Origin of the sequence: Marinifaba aquimaris (assembly GCF_013328345.1) — a bacterium.
GTDB lineage: Bacteria > Pseudomonadota > Gammaproteobacteria > Enterobacterales > Alteromonadaceae > Marinifaba > Marinifaba aquimaris.
In genome coordinates this window covers 157,711-172,339 of record NZ_JABULX010000002.1, presented here as the reverse complement: position 1 = coordinate 172,339, position 14,629 = coordinate 157,711, and the positions used below count along the sequence as shown (strand labels likewise).

General features: G+C 40.3%; 12 protein-coding genes. 8 read left to right on the top strand and 4 right to left on the bottom strand.

Annotated elements, in window-relative coordinates:
• The first annotated feature begins 13 nt into the window (after nucleotides 1–13).
• The 5 genes from HR060_RS02195 to HR060_RS02175 all read left to right on the top strand — a co-directional run bounded on the left by HR060_RS02195 (nucleotide 14) and on the right by HR060_RS02175 (nucleotide 5,714).
• On the top strand, nucleotides 14–2,941 hold the full coding sequence (locus tag HR060_RS02195; protein ID WP_174198628.1) for a fimbria/pilus outer membrane usher protein: 2,928 nt from the start codon (nucleotides 14–16) through the stop codon (nucleotides 2,939–2,941).
• A gap of 118 nt (nucleotides 2,942–3,059) precedes the next feature.
• The gene (locus HR060_RS02190; protein ID WP_174198627.1) at nucleotides 3,060–3,989 is read left to right on the top strand and encodes an ABC transporter ATP-binding protein; all 930 of its coding nucleotides are present in this window, start codon (nucleotides 3,060–3,062) and stop codon (nucleotides 3,987–3,989) included.
• The gene (locus HR060_RS02185; RefSeq protein ID WP_217434854.1) at nucleotides 3,989–4,765 is read left to right on the top strand and encodes an ABC transporter permease; all 777 of its coding nucleotides are present in this window, start codon (nucleotides 3,989–3,991) and stop codon (nucleotides 4,763–4,765) included. Before HR060_RS02190 ends, HR060_RS02185 begins: the two co-directional genes overlap by 1 nt.
• An 8-nt stretch (nucleotides 4,766–4,773) precedes the next feature.
• Complete coding sequence (trmB, locus tag HR060_RS02180; protein WP_174198626.1) at nucleotides 4,774–5,436, top strand: tRNA (guanine(46)-N(7))-methyltransferase TrmB; 663 nt, start codon at nucleotides 4,774–4,776, stop codon at nucleotides 5,434–5,436.
• Nucleotides 5,436–5,714, top strand: a complete 279-nt coding sequence (locus HR060_RS02175; protein ID WP_174198625.1) for a hypothetical protein — start codon at nucleotides 5,436–5,438, stop codon at nucleotides 5,712–5,714. The genes trmB and HR060_RS02175 overlap by 1 nt, the downstream gene beginning before the upstream one ends.
• Nucleotides 5,715–5,733: 19 nt before the next feature.
• On the opposite strand, the gene HR060_RS02170 is transcribed toward HR060_RS02175, so the two are convergent.
• Genes HR060_RS02170 through HR060_RS02155 form a run of 4 tightly spaced genes read right to left on the bottom strand, consistent with a single transcriptional unit; the run spans nucleotide 5,734 to nucleotide 10,931 of the window.
• Nucleotides 5,734–6,123, bottom strand: coding sequence for a DUF4280 domain-containing protein (locus HR060_RS02170; protein ID WP_174198624.1), 390 nt, complete (start codon nucleotides 6,121–6,123; stop codon nucleotides 5,734–5,736).
• A gap of 5 nt (nucleotides 6,124–6,128) precedes the next feature.
• Complete coding sequence (locus HR060_RS02165; protein ID WP_174198623.1) at nucleotides 6,129–6,929, bottom strand: hypothetical protein; 801 nt, start codon at nucleotides 6,927–6,929, stop codon at nucleotides 6,129–6,131.
• Between the two features lie 21 nt (nucleotides 6,930–6,950).
• Nucleotides 6,951–7,400: a DUF3592 domain-containing protein gene (locus HR060_RS02160; RefSeq protein WP_174198622.1), complete on the bottom strand. Its 450-nt coding sequence runs from the start codon at nucleotides 7,398–7,400 to the stop codon at nucleotides 6,951–6,953.
• Between the two features lie 27 nt (nucleotides 7,401–7,427).
• The gene (locus HR060_RS02155; protein ID WP_174198621.1) at nucleotides 7,428–10,931 is read right to left on the bottom strand and encodes a type VI secretion system Vgr family protein; all 3,504 of its coding nucleotides are present in this window, start codon (nucleotides 10,929–10,931) and stop codon (nucleotides 7,428–7,430) included.
• A gap of 480 nt (nucleotides 10,932–11,411) precedes the next feature.
• Here HR060_RS02155 and HR060_RS02150 point away from each other — a divergent pair, with 480 nt between their 5' ends.
• Genes HR060_RS02150 through tssC form a run of 3 tightly spaced genes read left to right on the top strand, consistent with a single transcriptional unit; the run spans nucleotide 11,412 to nucleotide 14,628 of the window.
• Nucleotides 11,412–12,593 (top strand): type VI secretion system protein TssA, encoded by a 1,182-nt coding sequence (locus tag HR060_RS02150; protein WP_174198620.1) that lies wholly within the window; start codon nucleotides 11,412–11,414, stop codon nucleotides 12,591–12,593.
• A gap of 29 nt (nucleotides 12,594–12,622) precedes the next feature.
• Nucleotides 12,623–13,132, top strand: coding sequence for a type VI secretion system contractile sheath small subunit (gene tssB / locus HR060_RS02145; protein ID WP_174198619.1), 510 nt, complete (start codon nucleotides 12,623–12,625; stop codon nucleotides 13,130–13,132).
• A gap of 2 nt (nucleotides 13,133–13,134) precedes the next feature.
• Complete coding sequence (gene tssC, locus HR060_RS02140; protein ID WP_174198618.1) at nucleotides 13,135–14,628, top strand: type VI secretion system contractile sheath large subunit; 1,494 nt, start codon at nucleotides 13,135–13,137, stop codon at nucleotides 14,626–14,628.
• The last annotated feature ends 1 nt before the right edge of the window (nucleotide 14,629 follow it).

Genomic DNA, 14,629 nt, shown 5'->3' with positions numbered 1-14,629 from the left:
TAGGAATTAGGTGATGAAATTTATTTTTAAATGCCTAGTACTGATTCTACTGATTCAACAAGCTTTATTTGCTAATGAACTCAATGAGGCTGCTCGCCTTGACGATTCTCAAATAGGAATCCCTGTTGGAGAAGAGTTATTCATTACTCTTATTATTGATAGCTATAGCATAGGAGAAGTTATAGCTATTAAAACAGAAGATGGAGCTAGAGTTGGTTTAACCACTTTAGTGGAGTTATTGGACTTTCCTATCGATGTATCAATTGAGCCTTTAGACGCGAATGGATGGTATATAAAAGAAGCTAACAATTTCAAACTGACTCTTGGGGAAGATGGACAGACGCTAGAGATTGAAACCGCAAAAGGTCGCTTTTTATTAAACCGTGAAAGATATGAGCTGACTGATGATTTATATGTTGAGTCTTCAGATATTGAAAAGTGGCTTGGTATCAAGCTAGCTTATCAGTTTAATGACTTATTGGTCTCAGTATCTTCTGAAGAACCGCTACCTCTTCAAGAGAAACTAGCCAGACAAGATCGCAAAATCAAGCATTCATCAGCGCGTGCTGAATCAATACTACCTGAAGTGGATAATAGCTATAGTGCTTCTTCAACGCCGTTATTTGATACTCAATTAAGTTACATTAAATCTAAAAATAGTAAGTCGAACTATAACTTTTCAGTGTTAGGTAGTCAGGATTTAGCCTTTTTGGGGGCGCAGTATTATTTATCGGGTTCTAATTTTTCCGGTGGTCTCAGTAATGCCCGAATAAAGTTATTTCGAGATTCACAAGATAATGATTTACTTGGCCCGCTTGCCGCATCAAGATTTGAGTTTGGTGATGTCAATGCTGTTTCTTACGGTGGTCAACAAGGGCAAGTTGAAGGACGTGGTTTCAGAATCTCTAGGTTACAGCAAGGGGGCGTGAGAGATAACTCAACGACAGATTTTGTCGGCGATATTCAACCTGGCTGGGATGTTGAGTTATATCGCAATAATATATTAGTCGCTAACCAGCTTAGTTTGGCTGATGGTCGCTATGAGTTTTATGATATAGAGCTATTTTTTGGCGATAATAATTTCGAACTTGTCTTTTATGGGCCACAAGGGCAGCGAAGAACAGAAGAAAAAGCGATTTACTTTAATGGCAATGCGCTTGATGAAGGCCAGTTTTCATACGATGTTTCCCTAAATGAAGCATATAATCCATTAATTGATTTGTCTGATCGGGAACCTCCGACTAGTTACTACAGTTTGTCGGGTAAGTATTCTTATGGTTTAAATGATGATTTAACAAGTTACTTCGGCCATTCATTTATTTTTGATCGTGAAAATATAGATAATCCATTGGTGAGTAATGTCGATGCTGAATACGTCGTAGGGGTTGATGCCACAATAATGGATGAAGTGTTGGCTAAATTCGAATATGTTGCTAACGATCTTGATGAAAATCGACTTATTACTTCAGTGAAAACTAACTTTTGGGGGCAGTCTGTTAATGCCAACTATACTAAGACTAAAAAGGTATCAAGAAGAGAAGGTATTGAGTTTGATACTGTAGATAGTGTTTCTGCAAACTTTTCTGGCTTTTTTGATCTACTCGATATTAATTATCAAAATAACTTTTCATATTCAGAATCCGATTTTGTTAAGAGTCAATATTTTCAAAACTCTTTAGGTGCGACAATATTTTCTAATCGAGTCAGCCATACTTTTTTCTGGAATCAAAGTGAAACAGAGGGGCTTAGTTCCATATTTAGTGGTGGTGAATTCATCTTAAGCCCTAGATTAAGAGGTTTTTCAACCAGGTTAAATATGAACTATTCGATTAAACCTGAAACTGAATTGGTCAGTGTTAAAAGCGATTTTGATTGGTCGATCAATGAGAATTTGACCACAAGATTAAGTTTAGAGCGTTCTTTATTACTCGACTTAGATACGGCAAGACTCGGGTTAAACTGGGGACAAAAGTACCTTTCTACCAATACTAATATTTCCTATAACTCAAATGATGACTGGCATTTATCATTCTCGACTAACTTCAGCTTTGGTTATCATGCAGAAGAAGATATTTATTTCTTAAATCGAGCACGCTTTGCAAGCGGCGGCTCTATGCTAGTTAGAGTTTTTGAAGATTTAAATGCTAACGGTTTATTTGACCGCGGTGAACCAGAAATTCCAAAAGCTAAAATAGTAGGTTTACAGAATTTTAGGCGAACTCATACTAATGATGATGGATTAGCACTACTAGTTTCCATGCCTGCCAATAGAACAACAGATATTGTTGTCGATGAAAATACGCTTGATCCTTTTATGCGACCATTGACTGAAGGTATCGCAATTACCCCGCGTAATGGTTATTTAACTATGCTAGATGTCCCCATTGTCAGAACTTCGGAATTAGAAGGCAGTATTTTTATTCAAACAGAACAAGGAGCAGAGTTTGCCGATTTGGTGAAGCTGGAACTTGTTGACCTAAATGGCAAAGTCGTAGCCGTTACCCGCTCTGAATACGATGGTTTTTTCCTTTTCTTAGATATTAAACCAGGAAAATATAAATTAAGAGTTAACCCTGATTATTTAAAAAAACATAAATTAAAAAATCCGCAACCCATTGATGTTGCATTCTCAGCTAAGGGGGATGTTGTTATGGGAATGGATATAACGCTTGAGAAAAAAGAAATTCGCCAAGGCTTCGTGGTGAAAAATGCAACTTTTAACTCGCTAAAAATGTTGAAAGTATATTGGGCAGGTTTGGATAAGCGCTATAAGCCATTGTTTAAACACCATACCTTTTACACTAAGGATAAAATGGTCAGCAAATATCATCTGATGTTAGCTTTTTTAGAAACAGAGCAAGCGGCGATTGACTATTGCCAAATGTTAAACGATGCCGTCAAACTTAACTGCCAAGTTGAGCCTATGGAGTTCGCTATATAGTCTTAATTTTCGCTTAGTCATCTTAATCCATTCTTAGCTTACATTTTTCTTCATTTCTGTTTGTGACATAATTAAAGCATCATTGATTTTATTGCGCAGGGACTAGAGAAGAGGGACTATGAAAGCCTTATCTATCCAAAATCTAACCAAAACTTATCAAAGCGGTACACAAGCTTTAAAAGGTGTCGACTTAACCGTTGAGGCTGGCGATTTCTTTGCATTACTTGGCCCTAATGGGGCAGGTAAGTCGACTACTATTGGTATCATTTCTTCACTGGTCAATAAAAGCTTGGGTCAAGTTCAAGTATTTGGCCATGATATCGACAGTGCATTAGATAAAGCTAAGTCTTGCATTGGCCTCGTACCGCAAGAGTTTAATTTTAACCAGTTTGAAACCGTACTACAGATAGTGGTTAACCAGGCCGGTTATTACGGCGTTGATAAACCAACGGCGTTAGCAAGAGCGGAAAAATACCTGAAACAAATCGACTTATGGGATAAGCGAAATCAAGCTGCTCGTGGTTTATCTGGCGGGATGAAACGCCGATTGATGATTGCTCGTGCACTGATGCACGAACCTAAATTGTTAATTTTAGATGAGCCTACGGCAGGTGTAGATATTGAAATTCGTCGCTCGATGTGGGATTTCCTCAAACAAATAAACCTGCAGGGTATTACCATTATCTTGACGACCCATTATTTAGAAGAAGCCGAAATGCTGTGTCGTAATATCGCCATTATCAATCACGGAGAGATTGTTGAAAACACTACGATAAAAGCCTTGCTGTTAAAGCTCGATGTCGAGACATTTATTCTCGATCTTGATCAAGATGTTTCTTCATTGGTATTAGATGGCTTTGAATCACGCTTAGTAGATGAACATACTCTCGAAGTCGATGTACCTAAAACTGCTGGGCTTAACGCTATCTTTGAGCAGCTTTCAGCTCAACATATTCAAGTACTGAGTATGCGCAACAAGGCGAATCGTTTAGAGGAGCTATTTGTTTCCTTGGTAGAAAACAGTCAATCAAAAGGCGCAGCATCATGATGGATTATATCAACCGCAATCGCATTGCTTTTCAGGCTTTAGTGAGAAAAGAGTGCAATCGATTTTTAAGAATTTGGGTGCAAACGCTAGTGCCGCCAGCCATCACGATGACGCTTTACTTCATCATTTTTGGTGGACTTATCGGCTCGCGAGTGGGTGAGTTAGAAGGTTTTCAGTACGTTGAATTTATTATGCCTGGCTTGATCATGTTATCTGTGATCAACAATGCGTATTCAAATGTGGCGTCCTCTTTTTACAGCACCAAGTTTCAGCGCAATGTGGAAGAGCTATTAGTGGCACCAGTACCCTCTGCTGTCATTATTCTCGGCTTTGTTGCCGGGGGGATGTTACGCGGCCTATTAGTGGGCTCAATCGTTACCTGTGTTGCATTATTTTTTGTTGATATTCAAGTGCATAGCTTGTTTATCATTATTGCTACTGCACTTCTGACGTCGATGGCGTTTGCTTTAGGCGGTCTTATCAATGCGGTTTATGCACAAAGTTTTGATGATATCAGCATTATTCCAACCTTTATTTTAGCGCCGCTGACTTATTTGGGGGGCGTTTTCTATTCTTTATCTATGTTGCCTGAAATTGGTCAAACAGTCAGTCAACTCAACCCTATTTTGTATATGGTCAATGCATTTAGATATGGTTTTATCGGATACTCTGATGTGTCATTGAGTATTGCCTTTGGCGTGCTTATCACATTAGTTGTTGGTTTATTTGCTACCGCGCTTTTCTTAATTCGTCGCGGTATTGGTTTACGTTCATAGGAGTGAGTATGTCTGAAGGTAACTCTCGGGTAATTGAATCAAACCAAGATGGTATTCATGAAGATTTAACGGATATCGTCAACAAGCATTTTGCGACTAAATTTCTCAAGCCTTTTGCTGAACATACCAAGCAAGCCTTTGCTGAGGTTGAAGCGCAATTGGCAAGCAAGTCGATGCCTATTATTTTTGATTCTTGTTGTGGTGTTGGCGATAGCTCAAGAGCGTTAGCAAACTTGTATCCAAACCACTGGGTTGTAGGCATTGATAAGTCGGCTGACCGATTAAGCCGAGAGCGTGATAATAATGAGCCCGATAACCTGATTTTAGCCAGAGCGGATTTAAATGATTTTTACCGCTTGGCGGTGCAAGCTAATTGGCAAGTGGATAAACACTTTATCCTTTATCCAAACCCTTGGCCAAAATCGGCTCATGTGAAGCGAAGATGGCATGGTTCGGCGGTTTTTCCTGAAATTATCAAACTGGGTAAAACCATAGAGTTGAGATCGAATTGGAAACTATACCTTGAAGAGTTCGCTTATGCGCTCAAATTAGCTGGGATGGATAGTGAATTAAAGCCTTATCAATTTGAAACGGCTATTACGCCGTTTGAGCAAAAATATCACAATTCAGGACAACCACTTTGGCAATTAACTGCGGAGCTTTATAACTAATGGCCAAAACAGATGTCGATAAAATGTTGGAGAAAAATCAAAATCTGATTCACTCCAATAACCAAAAAGTAATCTCACATACCCAACGAGAAAAAGACGATTGGTTTATTAATTCCGTGATGGTTGAAGGCTGTGATGTACCGTTTAAATACAAGCGAAAAAAGCTATATAAGAGTTTAAAAGGCGCACGAGTGAATATGACTTACTACATTGATAAAGAGTCTGTAGCGGGCTTAGACTTTGAAGTGATGCGAGTAGTGCGTATTCGCCAAAGTTAATTTGGCTAAATACTGAACACTATGGGATCATAGTGGTTGTGCTACCGGGGTTAGTGATTGAAATAGTTCCTGCAAAGGCACACATACATTTCGAATTGTTATTGAGCGCCGGAAAATTACCCACCATACAAGTACTGGAGCCTGGCATCCAAGGTCCTACAGGCATTGGGGTACATGGCATAGGGGTTAGCGTGCCCATGGCCGCAGCTGTAGCTGCAGCAACCGCGGGGTTAGATGGCGATTTACACATACCAAAAGGCATAATGTTGACAAAGGGTTTGAAGTCCATAATGTTGGCAGCTGGTTTATTGTCCACTAGCGTGAAGCTGGTGGGCAAAACCATTAATGCACTCGGTGCAACGCCCATAGTGCACATCAAATTTGCGCCCATTGTTACTTGTATCGCCATAACGTTTACCTAATTACGATCCAATGCTGGTTGACCTTACACAAGAATAAATCAATACCGAAGTAGGTATCGTCTTCACCCTCAAATGTCAGGGCTTGATCTTGATCTGTCACCTGAATATGCACCGCCCTTTGATTGTCCAACAGGGCAAATTTAACGGCCTCAGGTGGGTATTCTAATAATTTAGTTTTGGGTAAGTGATCTTGCCACATACTGATTATGGTTGGCTTGAAGTGATTTGCAGGCATGTACTCCGCAATTTCTTCATCCTCATAGCGGTAGCGCATAAACTGATATGCATTTTCATAGTCATGTTGCGAAAATGACTGACGAATACCTTTGAGGACCATCATGATATCGTGCTGTGCTTGGACATCAATTTGTTTGATGGGCTCGGCGTATTGCCATAAGCGAGTCAGTGGAACAGGAATCGTTTCCTCGACTGTTTCTTCAATGACTCTGGCTTGGTCTAATATCAGTTCATCGTCATTGGGATCAGGCCAGCTGTATTGCCAAAGTACGTTCTCTTTAACTAGCCCTTTTTCTGTTTGTACGCCAGAAAAAATGGTAACGGAAATACTTTGTTTTTCTGGGATATCTTCAGGTGCTTCTTTCCCCATTTTGTTGTAATCAGCTAGGTCTAGCTTTAACTTAAAATGGTTGTTTTTCTGCCCTAACCAACGGTTTACCACATGTGTCGTTGAGGCTTGATACCCTGTTTCTTCAGTCATCACCGGAAAATGGTTTATGAAGAATTCGGCTTTAACACCTGATGAAAAAAATTCGATAAAATAAAATGGTTGCACGGTTATTCCTTTGGGCAAAAGTTAATGCGCAAAAAATTTGTTATAGGCAAAAATGATCAAAGCTCCGATCCCCCAGATAGTGACCAATAACCAAATCATAGCGGTATTCGATAAGTTAGCTTGCTTTAGTGCAGACTTACTTGGTTGCTGTGGATTAAAGAAAATCGTTATTTGTTGTTTTCCTTGGTATTGAGCGACCAATTGCTCAGCCATTTTTTGCTTACTAAAGGCATTGCCAAGACCAGCATATACTTGATCGCCAGAATATTGTTGGCCTTGCACTTGATACTGGTAGCGCAATTTAATTAAATACTCGTTAACGTCTCTATCACTGCTTTGGTTGTAGGTTGAAACACGCTCAAAATCGATAAACTCAAGCTCTGCTTGAGCTTGCTGCCAGTTATCACTACTTTTGAGTTTAAATAACCCTATGCTTGCAGCGACAGCGGCAATGATGACTAAAACTGTCATCAAATTAAATTCCATTTTCATCATGCTCTAGATAATTTGATATTCATCCGTTTCTACTGTGTATTCACTTGCCCACGGCTTCCACTCTTTGGCCTTTTTCTTCGAGTAAACCTTAAAGGCTCTGGCTTCGAAAGTAACCGAAAGCGTCGGTGCGGGTATTTTAATTTCTGGTTCAATAAACAAGCCGTCTTTTTTCGCCGTCATGGTACCGCCACCATAAGGTGTTAATTCACTCTTACCCGTTGCACTAACAGAGATAAAGGTATCACTACCGACTTTAGGCATCATGCCTAACCACACTTTACCTTTAACCCCTAGTTTTAGCTGACCTTCGGTAACGACATCACCTGTACTGTAATATTGCGTTTCATTTTGACCTGAACATTCAAGTTCAACACCGGCGCCTAATAACAAGATGACATCAGCTAGGTACTTGGTTTCCAATTGAGCCAAGATAGGTGGAATGCCTGCTGCCGAAGACGCTATTTCAATTAAACTGAGTTGTACTTCAATTTCAGTGCCGATAAGCGGTGCTAATGATGCTTTATAGCTTGTGTTGTAATAGGCGCGCCAGTCTTTAGCTTCTTTCCAGCCTTTGCTGTAGCTCAGACTACCTTTTGGTGGCACTATTTTAGGGTTAAGTGTTAAAGCTGAGAATGAGAAAATATTCTTACCCCATTCTTCCCAGGCTTTGTTAACTTTGTCCATCGCCGCAGTTAAGTATTCTAGAGAAACATCTGCTGATACTTGCTCTGAAGGGTAGAGGCGAACCTGAATACTTTGACCATAATCATGCTCACAGCCTGAAGCCAATGTGTAGTTAGTTGATGTTGCACTTGGTAAATCGTCTATATCCGATAACTCAATTGCTTGCACATCGTAACTTTGCTTGTTGCCTTTTTTCCAGTCGCCGTGTTCGGATAGTTTTATTTTACCTGTGCCACAGTCATTGTTTATTTTCAGTTCGGCTGAAATGGATTTTTTGCCGCCATATTCTTTTTTAACGGCAAAGCCTGAAGTGCTGGTATCTTCATTATTAAATACTAAGCCGTCGGTATCATTAGATGACTTATCCGTTTTTGGCACGATATCTAATAAGCGTATTCCTTGATCAATTTTGCGATTACTACTGCATTTAGCATCAAAGCTTTCGATACTACAATTGACTTCTTCTTCAGTATTTTCTTCTTCTTTTTGTTCATTTTTAGCTGCGCTAGATGTCGTTGAACTATCACTACTTGAGCTACTACTTGAAGATGAGCTCGATGAGCTAGTTGACGACGATGATGAAGAACTACTGCTTGAACTGCTACTACCTGAAGTGGTTAAACCTGATTCAGGTTCTTTGTAGTCACCCGCTTTAGTGGATTTGAGCGATAGTTTCTTAGCTTCTGCGGCTTTATCTGCTTTTAATGCATCGTCTTTTCCACCTTTACCCGCTTCATCTGAAGGTTGAGCTTCTTCAGGTGCACCTGGTTTACTTGGGGCACTAGGTGAACTTGGGCTTGCACCAGAGCCAGAGCCTGCTGCACCCCCACTGTTGATCATCACCATAGGGCCTTTGATTTGAACACCCGCAGGGTTGATGGAGATGAAACTACCACCGACTTTCAAGCTTACTTGAGCCGATGCTTCTAAAACTAAACTCGCACCTGATTTAATATGGACAGTGGTTCCTGCTTGCACGGCATAACCTGTACCCGCCTTGAGGTGGATATCCATGCCGCTACTCAGTGAATATTTCTGACCGACTTTGTGGTTGAAATTAGCACCATCTTTCCAGTTCGTATCTTTACTGACAGCAACGGCAAAGCTCTTGCCATAAGTGACACCCGCATCGCCATCTACTTTACTGCTTTGCTTACCTTTAATCGTGACTTCAGCATCTTTATCAACTTGGCTGACGTGTTTGCCTTTGATCATTTGGTGGCTATCTTTTTCAACCAATTCGTGATTGATGCCTTTGATGATGGTGTGATGGTCTTTACCTGTCGTGAAGTTTGTATTTTCAGTACTTTCGAGTGCTACATCTTTAGCCCCAAAAAGGTTGACCTTTTCTTCACCTTTTTTGTCGTTTAACGTGATTTCATTAAAGGCGCCACCACCTTTTGTCGTTCGGGTTTTAACACCTGAAATATGAGCATCTTTTGGTAAGGTTTGCGGTGGTAGGCTCGTTCCGTTGTAAACACTACCAATGACAATTGGTTGGTCTGGATCACCATTTAAAAAGTCGACTAATACCTCTTGGCCAACACGCGGAATTTGCATGCTACCCCAGTTTTTTCCAGCCCACGTTTGGGATACTCGGATCCAGCATGAGCTATTTTCATCTTTTTGTGTTTGTCTATCCCAGTGGAATGCCACCTTGATTCGACCGTATTTATCCGTCCAGATCTCTTCGCCTTTCTTACCGACGACGATCGCCGTTTGCGGACCTTGCATACGCGGCTTTTTAGCCGTTGGCTGGCTTCTAAATTCAACATTGCTTGGAATGGCTTTGAAAGTTGCACGGCATACCGCGGTATCTTCTTGACCTGTTAAACTTAGGTATTCATTGGAAAGTAACTCGATTCTGAGCTCTGAAATCAAATACTCATTGTTTTGATCGTCGCGATGGTGATCTTCAAGTGTAAAGTGAGCACCAGCATATAAATCACGGCGGTAAGATTGGCCTGTTTTACTTTCATAAAGCGCATTTTCACGCTCCATCAACAGACGAGTGTAATCTGTACCATTTGCTCTTTCTTTGTATTTACCGGGGTAATTAAACTTCTCAATGGCAGAGAGTGTCGAGGTTGTCGGGACAGAAGAAACGGCTTCTAAATTTTTACTCGGTACTTCAAAGTCATAATCAGTTAAACGCACTGCTGATGTTCTGACTTGCTTGAAGTTTTTCCAGCCAAAAATGACTTCCTCATTGATCGTTGATTCTTCATCTAAAGGTAAGAACGCGATCTTTTTCAAATCGGGTAGCGTGGCATTTTGATCGACTAAAACAAGAGTGTGTTTGCCGTTGATGTGTTTGAAATAATAGTAAATGCCCAACTCTTCAATTAAACGAGAGACAAAATTGAAGTCAGATTCATTAAATTGAACAACGTAATCCACGGGTTTATACGTGCCGTTTAGCTGTAACTCGTAGTCGGAAAAACCCAGCTCATCAAACAAATCTTTAATAATATCTGGGATACTTTGCTCTTGGAAAATACGGCAGTTTTCACTCAAGTTGAGTAACCATAACCAAGGTTTAATGACTGCGCGGTAATGGCTTAAGCTATTGTGATTTTCAAGTTGTTCAAACTCGGTAATAAAGCCATTGAAGTAACGTGTGTCGTCAAGTGTTTCAGTTCTTATTGTGACGTTTTGTCCCAATAAGTCTTCAAGTGCTACGTTGTCATTTTCACTGACTAATTCAACCTCAAAATGGAAAGTATTGCCCAAGGACTCGGTTAAGGTACCTTTATAAAAAGACAACTCATCTTCACCAAGAGGAGTAGATATAGCGATTAATCTGTGATGTTGAGACAGCATTAACACTTCCTTTATTACGTTTTATTTTTTTGCTTGTGCCATGCAAATAGCAATTCATACTAACATTAAGTAAAACGGCTTACTTACAAAAAGTACCGACCAATATCTCATTTTGTGATGGCCTTAACAATTCTCTGAATACCTTTGAAATTCTGCTTGTGCTGGGAAAAAAGCAGTTCATACTAGCACTAACTTAAAACGCTTGACCCCCCTAATCCTAGGGGGTGGATAATTTTTAATTTAGTGTAGGATATTTTGCATATTTAATTTGATTCAGCCATACAAAAAATTATTTTTGTGCTTAAATGAATCTACGACTTGTAAAATGAAGTTTAAAACAGACTTACAAGAAGACTAGTTAAAACATAATATCGCTATTTGAAATACATTGGTATAGAGTTGCGGCTCGGTACCTCCATCAAAAATAGCTCAGAGCATTAATAATAGCACTGCTTAAGTATTAAATAGGTCACAACAAGCATGGATTATAAAGAGCTGATCACTTCTGCGGTTACAGTAGACGAAGAATGTGGCGCTAACTTAGAAGATGATGCAGGTTTTCAGAACTTCTTTTTCGAAGCTGAAGGCACGCCAGAACGCTTTGATGGCCAAACGACTATTCCAGCTGAGCCACCAGAGTGGCGAGATGTTAAAAAAACAGCTTTGAGCTACTTTGATCAAACACGTGATTTGAAACTTATTTCAATTTTGACTCAATCAGTTTTAAACACTGAAGGTTTAGTCAAGTTTGAGCAATGTTTAGCTGGTTTATCAGAACTAGTTGAAACGCAGTGGCAATATGTTTACCCACCTTTAGATGAAGACGATGGTGACCCACTTGAACGCATTTCAGCGTTAGGCCATTTAAATGACAAAGCCTTTGTTGTTGATGTTTTAAAACATGCAACCATCGCAGAGATTAAAGGTTTGGGTAAAGTCACTCTGCAAGTGATTGAAAACATTATTAATGGTGACGAAACCACTTTAACCAAGTCGCAAGTACAAGGTATTTTACACGACTCGGATGCCGAGGAATTAACGGCTATTTTCAATGCGGTTAACCAAAGTGCAGAACATTTAGAGAAAGTTAATCAAACTTTCATTTCACAAGCAGGTAATAGTTATAACATTAATTTTGATAAAGTTTGTGAAACTTGCCGTGAAATAGCCAAGCATCTAGAACAGCATATTGTAGTTGAACAACCTGCTGCTGTTGAGGACGTTAACGTGACTGAACTGACGCCAACGGCTGCATCTCAGCCACAGGCAGCAGCGCCTGTTAATGTGCAACCTACAGCTCCTGCTGGTGCAACTTCATTCAGCAACCTAGATGAATTAACACTTCATTCAAGAGCGGATGTAGAGAAATGTTTCCAAGCTATTTTAACTTACTATCGCGATTTTGAACCATCTAGTCCTGTGCCTATACTTATGAATCGAGCGCAGCGCTTTATTCAGATGGATTTCTTGAACATCATTAAAGATATTTCGCCTGACTCGCTACAGCAATTGTTAGCGTTAGGTGGTATGTCAGAACAAGATATGCAATCGTCTGTGCAAAATACAGCGCAGCCTGTGCAACAAGTTGAATCAGCACCTACGACTGAAACAACAGAAACAAATACAGCTAGCAGTTCAGCGACTTCGCTAAGTGACTGGTAGCGGTAATACACTCAAATAAGGAGAATAATGTGTCCAGTGGTCAAAAATTTATAGCCCGTAACCGCGCACCGCGTGTTCAAATTGAATACGATGTCGAATTATACGGTGCCGAAAAAACGATACAGATCCCATTTGTTATGGGTGTAATGGCGGATTTAAGTGGTAACCCTGAAGAGCCACTAGCGCCAATTTCTGAGCGTAAGCTATTAGAAATTGACGTTGATAACTTCGATGACAGATTAAAATCAGCTAAACCTCGCGTGCAATTTACTGTACCAAACAAGTTAACTGGCGAAGGGAATTTAGCAGTAGAAATGAAGTTTGAAAGTATGGACGACTTCACTCCTGAGGCCATCGCTAAGCAAACTGATGGTTTAAAAGAGTTACTAGAAGCGCGTACTCAATTAGCTAACTTAGTGACTTATATGGATGGTAAAGAAGGTGCAGAACAATTAATCGCTAAAGCCCTAAAAGATCCTGCATTGTTAGCATCGTTAACTGAATCAGCAAAACCAAAAGATGAAGAAGGCGGAGAATAATAATGGCTGAAGAATTACTAGAAGGCGGCCAAGAAGGCGCTGTTGAAGAACTTGATGCCGGTAGTTTTGCCTCTCTATTACAAAAAGAATTCAAACCTAAATCAGACCGTGCGGCTGATGAAGTTGAAAAAGCATTCAATACGTTAGCCGGTTATGCTTTAGAAGATGCAAATGTTATCTCTGAAGACACGGTTCACTCAATTGAATCTATCATTGCTAAGATTGACGAAAAACTTTCAGAGCAAGTAAATGAAATCCTGCACCATGAAGACTTCCAACAATTAGAAGGCACCTGGCGTGGTTTACATTACTTAGTGAACAACACGGAAACTGACGAGACGTTAAAGATCCGTGCTTTCAACATCACTAAGAAAGAATTGGCTAAAAACTTGAAGAAATTCGCAGGTACTGCTTGGGATCAAAGCCCAATCTTCAAGAAATTCTATGAAGAAGAGTACGGTCAATTTGGTGGTGAGCCATTAGGCGCAATCGTTGGTGACTACTACTTCGATAACAGCCCAGCTGATGTTAATTTGTTATCTAACATGTCTAAGATTTGTGCGGCGTCACACTCGCCATTCATCTCTGCTGCTGGTCCTAGCTTATTACAGATGGACAGCTGGAGTGAGTTAGCAAACCCACGTGATTTAACAAAAGTATTCTCTACACCAGATTATGCTTCATTCCGTTCATTACGTGAAACTGATGATGCTAAGTACATTTCATTAACTATGCCTCGTGTACTATCTCGCTTACCATACGGCGCAGATACAGAGCCTTGTGAAGCATTTAACTTCGAAGAAGATACTTCAGGTGCTGACTCTTCTAAATACACTTGGGCTAATGCTGCATATTCAATGGCGGTAAACATTAACCGTTCATTCAAAGAGTACGGCTGGTGTTCACGCATCCGTGGTATTGAATCAGGTGGTGACGTTCAAGGCTTACCAGTTCATGCTTTCCCAAGTGATGATGGCGGCGTAGACATGAAGTGTCCAACTGAGGTTGCGATTTCTGACCGTCGTGAAGCTGAGCTTTCAGCTTGCGGTATTATGCCACTAATTCACCGTAAGAATTCTGATATGGCAGCGTTTATCGGTGCTCAAACGTTACAAAAGCCTGCGGAATATGATGACCCAGATGCAACTGCAAATGCGGCATTATCAGCACGTTTACCATACTTGTTTGCAACTTGTCGTTTCGCTCACTACTTGAAATGTATGGTTCGCGATAAGGTTGGTTCATTTAAGAGCCGTGACGATATGTCACGTTGGTTAAATGAATGGATCAACAATTATGTTGACGGTGATCCAGATAACTCTACTGAAGAAACTAAAGCGCGTCGTCCACTTGCAGCAGCAGAAGTAGCTGTTGATGAAGTGGAAGGTAGCCCAGGTTACTACAGTGCAAAATTTTACTTAAGACCACACTACCAATTAGAAGGCTTAACTGCTTCTTTACGTTTGGTATCAAAACTGCCTTCTGAAAAGGCTTAAT

Excerpts from the sequence above, each read along its gene's own strand:
- HR060_RS02195 (WP_174198628.1), top strand. The coding sequence starts at position 14 with ATGAAATTTATTTTTAAATGCCTAGTACTGATTCTACTGATTCAACAA.
- HR060_RS02190 (WP_174198627.1), top strand. The coding sequence starts at position 3,060 with ATGAAAGCCTTATCTATCCAAAATCTAACCAAAACTTATCAAAGCGGT.
- HR060_RS02185 (WP_217434854.1), top strand. The coding sequence starts at position 3,989 with ATGGATTATATCAACCGCAATCGCATTGCTTTTCAGGCTTTAGTGAGA.
- trmB (WP_174198626.1), top strand. The coding sequence starts at position 4,774 with ATGTCTGAAGGTAACTCTCGGGTAATTGAATCAAACCAAGATGGTATT.
- HR060_RS02175 (WP_174198625.1), top strand. The coding sequence starts at position 5,436 with ATGGCCAAAACAGATGTCGATAAAATGTTGGAGAAAAATCAAAATCTG.
- HR060_RS02170 (WP_174198624.1), bottom strand. The coding sequence starts at position 6,123 with ATGGCGATACAAGTAACAATGGGCGCAAATTTGATGTGCACTATGGGC.
- HR060_RS02160 (WP_174198622.1), bottom strand. The coding sequence starts at position 7,400 with ATGACAGTTTTAGTCATCATTGCCGCTGTCGCTGCAAGCATAGGGTTA.
- HR060_RS02155 (WP_174198621.1), bottom strand. The coding sequence starts at position 10,931 with ATGCTGTCTCAACATCACAGATTAATCGCTATATCTACTCCTCTTGGT.
- HR060_RS02150 (WP_174198620.1), top strand. The coding sequence starts at position 11,412 with ATGGATTATAAAGAGCTGATCACTTCTGCGGTTACAGTAGACGAAGAA.
- tssC (WP_174198618.1), top strand. The coding sequence starts at position 13,135 with ATGGCTGAAGAATTACTAGAAGGCGGCCAAGAAGGCGCTGTTGAAGAA.